Genomic DNA, 8,606 nt, shown 5'->3' with positions numbered 1-8,606 from the left:
TTTTATAAATCCAACGGTCCTGTTAACAAGAATAGCCCTGTTGTACCGGCGGAAAACATGGTAGCGGACCTCATCGCTGCCTTTGGAGGCTCCGCTGCAGCTGATGCCACACATGGTAGCGCAGCACCTGTAAACAGTACGCCATTTAACGCTAATTTTTATAATAACGACTATCGTCAGCTGAAAGAAAAAAATCCTGACCAGCAACCTGGTAAGCCCAAAGCCTACCTCAATTATGTTCTGTTTGATGACCAGTTTAAAATGGTGGAAGAAAACAGCGGCGTGAAGCAGGTGAAGGCAGAGCCAGACCAGTTGCAAACGCTTTCACAAGATAAAATGGTGATGAAAAAGAGCGGATTTTTGTATGTTTATACTAGTAATGAAAGTACGCAGGAGGTGTTCTTTGATAACCTATTAGTAGCACAGGCGAGTGGACCGGTACTGGAAGAGACGCATTATTATCCATTTGGGTTGACGATGGCGGGGATAAGTTCGAATGCACTTGTGGGGACTAAATATCCTGAGAACAGGATGAAATATAACGGGAAGGAGTTACAGAATAAGGAATTTGGCGATGGCAGCGGGTTAGAGTGGTATGACTATGGAGCGAGGATGTATGATGCACAGATAGGAAGGTGGCATGTTTTGGATCCATTAAGTGAAGTGAGTAAAAAGTGGAGCCCTTACAGCTACGCTTATGATAATCCGATTAGATTTATTGATGTTGATGGGATGGTGCCTGGAGATTTCTTAGATGAGAACGGAAAGTTGATCGGGAATGATGGGAGAAATGATGGGAAAACTTATGTGATAAAAACCAGCCAAAATAAAACTGTTGGTTACAACACGAAGACAGGAACTACAGAAAAAATAAAGACAGATGGAATTTCAGTAAGGGAAAGCTCGGCTGCTACGGCGTTTGTGAAAAAAAATTCCGGAAATACAGCTGAATTTGATGCCAACGCCTCTGTTTACAATAGTTTCGTTGAGCTGCCGTCAGCCGGAGTTCGAAGCGAAATGTCAAGTATTGTTGATGCGGATGATGGCTCCGGTGGCACAAGCGATGCAAATAATCAGGAGCATGGAGGACAGATCCGGGAGATAAGAGATGAGGCAGGAAAACCTACTGGCAATACGGAAGTTGTGCAATCTCCTTCTTCCCCGGTAAGTGATCCAACTAGCAATAGTGCTGTAACGATCACACATACTATTGATGTAAGAACAAAGTCGCTTTTTCATAGTCATCCCAGTGGCGCAAAAGAAAATAGCTCTTTCGTTCAAGGGCCATCGGTACAAGATATAAATGGTGCTACTGACAAGAAAGGTAATCCTATCGTAAATTACCAGTTCGGAATGTCTAAAAGTGCTGGCCAAAAGGTGTATATCTATTCCACAAATGGGGTTAAGGCAATTTTACCTAAAAGTGCTTGGTAATATGGAAAAACTAATTTTTGTTTTATTTTTAGCCATGGCCTTTCTGGACGCATCGGCGCAGATAACAATTAAACAGATAGGAAAGGTACATTACGCCATTGTTCCGGCTAACAAACCGGTTTCCCTGCGTAACGACACGATTGCTCAATCAATAAATAACTATATTCAACAACATGCAGAAAAAGATTTTCCGGATGTGTTGTTGTATATTAACGATCAGGATCCAGGAAGTATGTTGTCAAACTTTGAGCAGGTGCTGGTTTATTATCAAAAATATGCTGGAGAGTTTTTTAATAAGTATGATGATGTATATCGCTATAATAGAGCGCATATTGGGATAGAAATATCGCTCTTTCACGATCATTATCAAAAAGGAATGGAGGCAATTGAATATGCGGTCAATCACTTGAAAAGGCTGAAGAAGAAGGAAAAACGCTTGTCCAGGAAAAGTAAAGACGGCGTATTGACCGAAGAGGATTTAAAATGCTTTGAGTTGTAGAATACGGAGGAATGTGGGGTACAGGTGCCTAAAGAAAATATTTATTCTATATAGAGCATTTGAACCAGGCAAATTGAATAGTTGTTTAGTTAAAAGTTATCTTTGACTATATTGAAGACTTTCAACTCCCAAGGATTGTTTATTTTAAATTCTCGACTCCTATAAGCCTATAGTGGAATACAAACTATTTATTTCATTATTCAAAACTGTTACATCAATTGATTACTATATCTATCCTCATTACCATGTTCCTATGCACTGTATTCGCTGTCTCGAGACGTTTTCTCATCTGCCTGGCAATGTTGTGTTGTCTATTTAATACAGACTGTTCCCGTTTATATGCCCAGTCCGAATCCAAAATGACAGACCTGCCTAAATTAATTCCTCCGTCGCCCAATGCAGCTGCACTGGGTAAATACGGGGATATACCAGAGTCAGCAAATACACATTCGACTGGCCTACGTACCGATCAGCAAACATTCTGGCAATACCAAACAAATATCATAGTAGGTCCGTTAGGTACAGTTAATCGTAATAGTGTCACCAAAAAACCGGATGGGACGTTAAGCATTCCTACCAGAACTAATGGTGCTGTTATATATGATAGTAACTCAATTCCCAGAGTAGAACTTACGAGGAGAGCTGTTGAAGAAATATTATGATAGTAACTATGCGAAGTCTGTTGTTAATAATTGTGTGTATTCTTTGTTGTCAAACATTATTGGCGCAAGAGGAGAGAAAGGAATTTGATTTTATTATAAGTATAGATGGAGAGTTGCCCAAATCTCTGTATAATCCCCAAGTACTTATGGAAAATGATGATAACAGGAAAGTTATGAATGTTAATTATTATCCAGGGCGATTGTCATTTAGTCATAACGATTACGACAGTTTGTTATCATCACAGAAAGGCGTAAAGCTGATTCTGAAATTTGACTACTATGAATATGTAGCAAAAGGCCAACGAAAGATACATAACTATGAAATCGAGATGGGAAGAAACTGGTTTGACCAATCATATATTATTTTAAAAGTATACAACTCCGCTAAGAAAAGAGGTGGGAAAAAATTACATCCTTTAAGTGGAAAGGACTACACTTTTGACCTGGAATATCCGGGGGGGCGATGTTGCATGTGCAGGAGTAGAATCGTTAGGATATAGACTAAATAGAAACGTATATTGTTTTAGAATATGTTCAAAAGAACACACCTCCGGCTGGTGGAACAATTATCTGAAATCCTGGAGGTGCAAATGTATGGGTATTGGGCGGTAAGCAGGATAATAATGCCATTACGAATCTAATGCATGAGATGTTCCATGGATGTGATGCTAATAAGGGCCGGCTAGATGGTAGAATTGATATAGGTGGATTAAAGAGGGACGAGTGGCAAGTTAGTTACAAGGAGAACATAGTTAGGCAGCAAATGGGGCTGCCGCTAAGGGAGTATTATCGTTCGCTTGACAATGGAGGAACTATAACTCCACTTCCGCCAAGGTTGTTGGATGGAAGTAGTAGTAGTCCAATTCTTCCTTTCTGGCAAAATAGTTAAACTGAAGAAATAGTGATTTAATCTGACAGTTGGATTAATTTTAAGTAACCTCACTTATTTATTAACCTTTTAAACTGCCAGAAATGAATACAGCAGTAAAGTTAATCAAAAACAAGGTAGGCCAGATGGATTTACCTCCAGGGGTAGCTATGCTCCTGGAGGGCTTGGAGTTAAATTAGTAAAAGGTACTGTGCATCCTCATCCCGATCCAGGACCGGGGATGATACTCGAAAGGGAGGTAAGTACTGTTGATAATAAAAGTGGAGGAAATGATCTGAAAGTGGCCACATCTCAAAATTTCCCTGTGAATACAATCAATAAATTAAAACGATAATTAGATATGCGTTTGATGTACTTTGCTATTGTACTTTGCTGTTGTTGTACGTGCCTTAAAGCACAAGTAGCTCCTATTTACTACAGATTTGACAAAGAAGTACTTGTTGAAATTGAGAAGTGTATACCTAAGTTGGCACTTAACGATAGTACACGGCCGTATGTTCAATGGTTCAATACTGGTGATACTATGGAAATTATGATTACTAAGTATTGTGTTACCTGTGGGGCTAGTCCACACACGTGGATTGTTCAGAATTCAAATAGATTTGTCAAAGTTACAGACGATATAATATTGCCAATTGTTCACGGTGAGGATCTGATATTTACAGATAAATTAAATCTGATCGCTGACGTAGGCACACCAAGAGAAAATATAACAACCCAACGATATCAACTTTCGGGGTGGATAATAAGGTTTGTTGAAAAGAAAGGATCTATGAAAGTGTTGAATACTTACTATTTTCAACGATAAATCCGAAGATCTTGACTATGATAGGCTTGGGTAACGATATAACATTTTCTAAAAAGACAGATGTTATCCATTGGATGACAGGATTTATATATTTCCTGGATTTGTTTATTTTAAAGTTCTCGACTCTTATAAGCCTATAGAGGAATGCAGACTGTTTATTTCATTATTCAAAACTGTTACATCAATTGATCACTATATCTATCCTCATTACCATGTTCCTATGCACTGTATTCGCTGTCCCGAGACGTTTTTTCATCTGCCTGGCAATGTTTTATTGGTTATTGGGTACAGACTGTTCCCGTTTATATGCGCAGTCCGAATCCAAAATGACAGACCTGCCCAAATTAATTCCTCCCTCACCCAATGCGGCTGCACTGGGTAAATACGGGGATATACCAGTAGGACTATATACTGGGATACCCAACATCGGCATTCCGCTCTATACCGTGAAACTGGGAAAATTTTCCTTGCCGATATCCCTCAATTATCACTCCAGTGGTTTAAAAGTAGAAGAAAGGGCCAGTAATGTGGGATTGGGATGGTCGCTAAATGCCGGAGGGGTCATCACGCGTACGGTACATGGGAAGCCGGATGAATCGGCGCTGGGCTATTGGAATTACGGCAATGTGGTGCCTGCCGATCTGAGAGGCCATGACCTTACACAGTTTCTGGGTGGTTCTTATGACAGCGAGCCTGATATGTTTTACTATAATTTTGGTGGGAAGAGTGGCAAATTTATCATAGATGCAACGCCGGAGAAGAAGGCCCATATCATTCCCTTTCAGGACCTATCCATCTCGCACGATAATACCTTGTCCAGATTTGAAATAGTGGACGAAAATGGAATCAGATATATATTTAATACCAATGAGATTTCGCATGTCGATGGCGGTGGAGGATTAATTACCAGCCACACGTCCGCCTGGTACCTGACCCAGATTATAACGCCTTTTGGTACGGTTGATTTGGGCTATTCTGCAACAGATGATTTGCCTGAAGTGATACAATACTCCTCTGTTGATTATCTGCAGGCGGCAGGGAGTTATAGTGCATGCATGCCGCTGGACCTGTCGAGCGCTGTTTCGAGCACCACTTATAATGGAAAGGTGCTGACTGATATTACCACCCCATTTGAAAATGTACATTTTTATAATACCGGCAACCGGTTGGACCTGCAGGGGGTATCGAAAGTGGATTCAATGGTTGTTTCCGATTATAAAGGAATATCTAAAATGAAGTTTGGATTGTCCTATAGCTATTTTGAGAATAATGGCAATTCTTTCAGGCTTAGACTGGATAGACTGACACAATATGCTGTCAATGATACCGGCACCTTAGTACATGCATTTGAGTATTATGCGCCAACGGCTGTTCCTGCAGTAACCTCTCTTTCTCAGGACTATTGGGGGTACTTTAATGGAGCGCAGAATACCACATTGCTGCCGGAAATTGATCCCCGCCTTTGGGGGCCGTTATATAGCAAACCCGGCGCCAATAGAAAACCTGATGCAGCTTACGCGATCACTGGTGTACTAAAGAAGATAACTTACCCTGCCGGCGGGTATACCCAGTTTATTTATGAAAGTAATGACTATGGGTTTAAGGAGGGCAGAATGATTACTGACCGACCAGAAATAGCCGGGGTGGCAAATACTTCCGCTTCCATGACCAACACCGTAAATGCTCCCTATAATGCGAAAACCTTTACGATAGATCATGTGCAAAGAATTTCCATGACGATAGGCGGCAACTACAGTGGGGCAGCACCCGTTGAAAACGGCCCCAGCGTGTACGTAAAACGAATCAACACCGACGGAAGCAAGACGGTGCTTTATGAACAGTTTATGATAAACGCCACCGCTACCAGGACGTTGGATATTACTGATACTGGTACTTATGAAATCTCGGCTGTGGTAGACGGGAAGGTGCAAAATGCTTCTATCCGTGTGGATTATTTTGCCCTTGGCCAGGATACGATCAAGGTAGTGAAAGGTGGAGGTTTAAGAATTAAAAGGATTGTTAACAATGACGGAATTACTCCTGTGGAAAATATCCGGAACTTTTACTACCGCATGGAAGGGGACACTGCCCGTTCTTCGGGAAACCTGATCAGCCCTTACATGTTCGCTGAATTCAAAGCAACAAACAGTGGCGCCTGTACTTTTCTGCAAAGGGCAACATTCTCCACCAATTATTTAGGTTTTACCCAGGGGGCTCCTGTAGGGTATAGTTGCGTAAAAGAGGAAGTATCCGGTGCTACCAGCAATGGCTCGGTGGTGTCGCTTTTTAAGAATGAGGCTCCCAATACGCGTGCTGCTTTGTATGCATTTGATTTGACAGCCCCCGACGGTACACCCAATATCAGGGCAAATGGCCTGTCGAATAAAGCCAGTACAGATATGGATGTCTTTAGGGGACATCTGATGACAGAAAAATACTATAATAACAATGGTCAGCTTATTAGGTCGGTAAGCAACAACTACACCATTGACCGCTATGGTCAGGGATTACCTAACTATTTTGAAGTAAAAGTCATCCAACCATTTTCATTTCAGGTATGTCTGAAGGATTGTAATATATGTGATCCGGGGAATCCTAATAATCCAATAGGTTGCCATGAGTTTGGAATTAAGAACTATTCCTACGCCGAAAGCCGCGTTATCAGCCCGTGGATTGTTAAAACCCGAACTATCGAAACAGATTATTTTCCTGAGAGAAATGATTCTTTACAAAAGGAAGCCCGCTATTATTATGAGAATCCGCAGCATGGCCTGCTTACCCGTATGGTAACGTTGCAAAGTACAGGAGATAGTTTGATCACCGTCAGCAAATATCCACTGGATTCCATCAACGGATTGTCAGCCAGCGCTGCTGCGGCCAAATCGCTACTGGTATCCAAACACTATGCGGCAACATTATTACAGCAGTCCAAGCTTAAAAATAATAGCTCCCTGGAAGATGTGTTGATCAATTACAATGTATGGCCATCAGGTCTGCCTTTGCCCGAAAGTGTTTTCAGTCGTACGCTCAATAATCCAGTGGAAAACAGACTTACCTTTTTCAACTACGACAACACAGCTAATATATTGGAACAGTCAAAAAGTAATGACGTACATGAAGTCTATTTATGGGGATATAAAAGACAATATCCTGTTGCTAAAATAGCAGGAGGGGACTATAATACCATTATATCTAATGTAGATAGCAATGTGCTGGACAATCCAGCCAATGATGAAGCGCTGAGAAATGAAATCGACAAAATAAGGAAGGCGCCAGGCAATGAGAAAATACTGGTTTCGACATACACCTATTCTCCTGTTTGGGGCCTTACCAGCGAAACTGATCCTGCCGGTAAAGTCACCTTCTATGAGTATGATGGTTTCGGCAGACTTAAACTCATCAGAGATTTGAATGGTAAAATACTTAAACAATTCGATTATCGATACCTGCAGCCCGTTGGCCAATAGCAGGGTCACTGTTTATGGTTGTTTTTATTAAAAAAACCCTGGCGATGATCATCCTCGCCAGGGTTTTCCTGTTAAAATCTATTCTATGGTCTGTTAAACCGGAAAGTTGTTTAACTAAAAAGAATGGGACTCACCTATAAAAGCTATTAATATTTCAGATTCCCTGTTTGGATAATATTTTATATTTTTAGCCTCTGAAGTCCCGTTTTCAACTGTTGCCCAAGAATAATACCTATGAGAGAAAGAACTCAACGTAGCATCATCCAAATTTCTGCGTTTTTATTGTTTACAGCCATATTATCCGGTAGCCAGATAGTTTCAGGCCAGCAGCCTGGTGGCGGTGGATTGCCTGCAGCGACGCCTGTAAACATCCCCGGCGCCTATACGAATACCACGGTCAACTATATCCGGACCTGGGAGCCAGCCAAACCACTGACAGACCCCGCGACAGTAATGTCCCAGACAAATCCAACTGCCGATGTAAAACAGGCTACGCAGTACTTTGACGGACTTGGGCGGCCTTTGCAGACGGTGGCCAAAGATATGGGTGGTAAAGGCGGAGACATGATAACTCCAGTGATATATGATGCCTTTGGGCGGGAACAGTTCAAGTATCTGCCCTACACGGGAGCCGCCACTGATGGTAAGTTCAAAACGACGGCCTTTGGCGACCAGGACCAGTTTTACCGGAACTCCGGTAAGTATACCGGAGAACGGATATTTTACAGCCAGACAGAATTTGAAGCCTCCCCATTGAACCGGGTGCTGAAAACCTATGCTCCGGGCAACAGCTGGGCGACCAAACCAGTAACGCTTCAATACCTCGTTAACACAGTCGCCGACTCTG

Annotated in this window: 4 protein-coding genes; all 4 read left to right on the top strand. The window is 41.8% G+C overall.

Features of this window, described 5'->3' with window-relative positions:
- Positions 1-1,434 (top strand): RHS repeat domain-containing protein (locus tag ACTJJS_RS33460; protein WP_440668395.1); only part of this gene is annotated, 1,434 nt, incomplete at its 5' end.
- A 1-nt stretch (position 1,435) separates the two neighbouring features.
- The gene (locus tag ACTJJS_RS33455; protein ID WP_440668393.1) at positions 1,436-1,933 is read left to right on the top strand and encodes a hypothetical protein; all 498 of its coding nucleotides are present in this window, start codon (positions 1,436-1,438) and stop codon (positions 1,931-1,933) included.
- 2,625 nt (positions 1,934-4,558) lie between these two features.
- Positions 4,559-7,759, top strand: coding sequence for an RHS repeat domain-containing protein (locus tag ACTJJS_RS33450; protein ID WP_440668391.1), 3,201 nt, complete (start codon positions 4,559-4,561; stop codon positions 7,757-7,759).
- Between the two features lie 234 nt (positions 7,760-7,993).
- Positions 7,994-8,606, top strand: a 613-nt coding sequence (locus ACTJJS_RS33445; protein WP_440668389.1) for a DUF6443 domain-containing protein, incomplete at its 3' end; no start/stop codon positions are given.

Origin of the sequence: Chitinophaga sp. 22308, assembly GCF_052045305.1 — a bacterium.
GTDB lineage: Bacteria > Bacteroidota > Bacteroidia > Chitinophagales > Chitinophagaceae > Chitinophaga > Chitinophaga varians_A.
The sequence above is the reverse complement of the archived record's forward strand: the minus strand, read 5'-3'. Positions and strand labels throughout refer to the sequence as shown.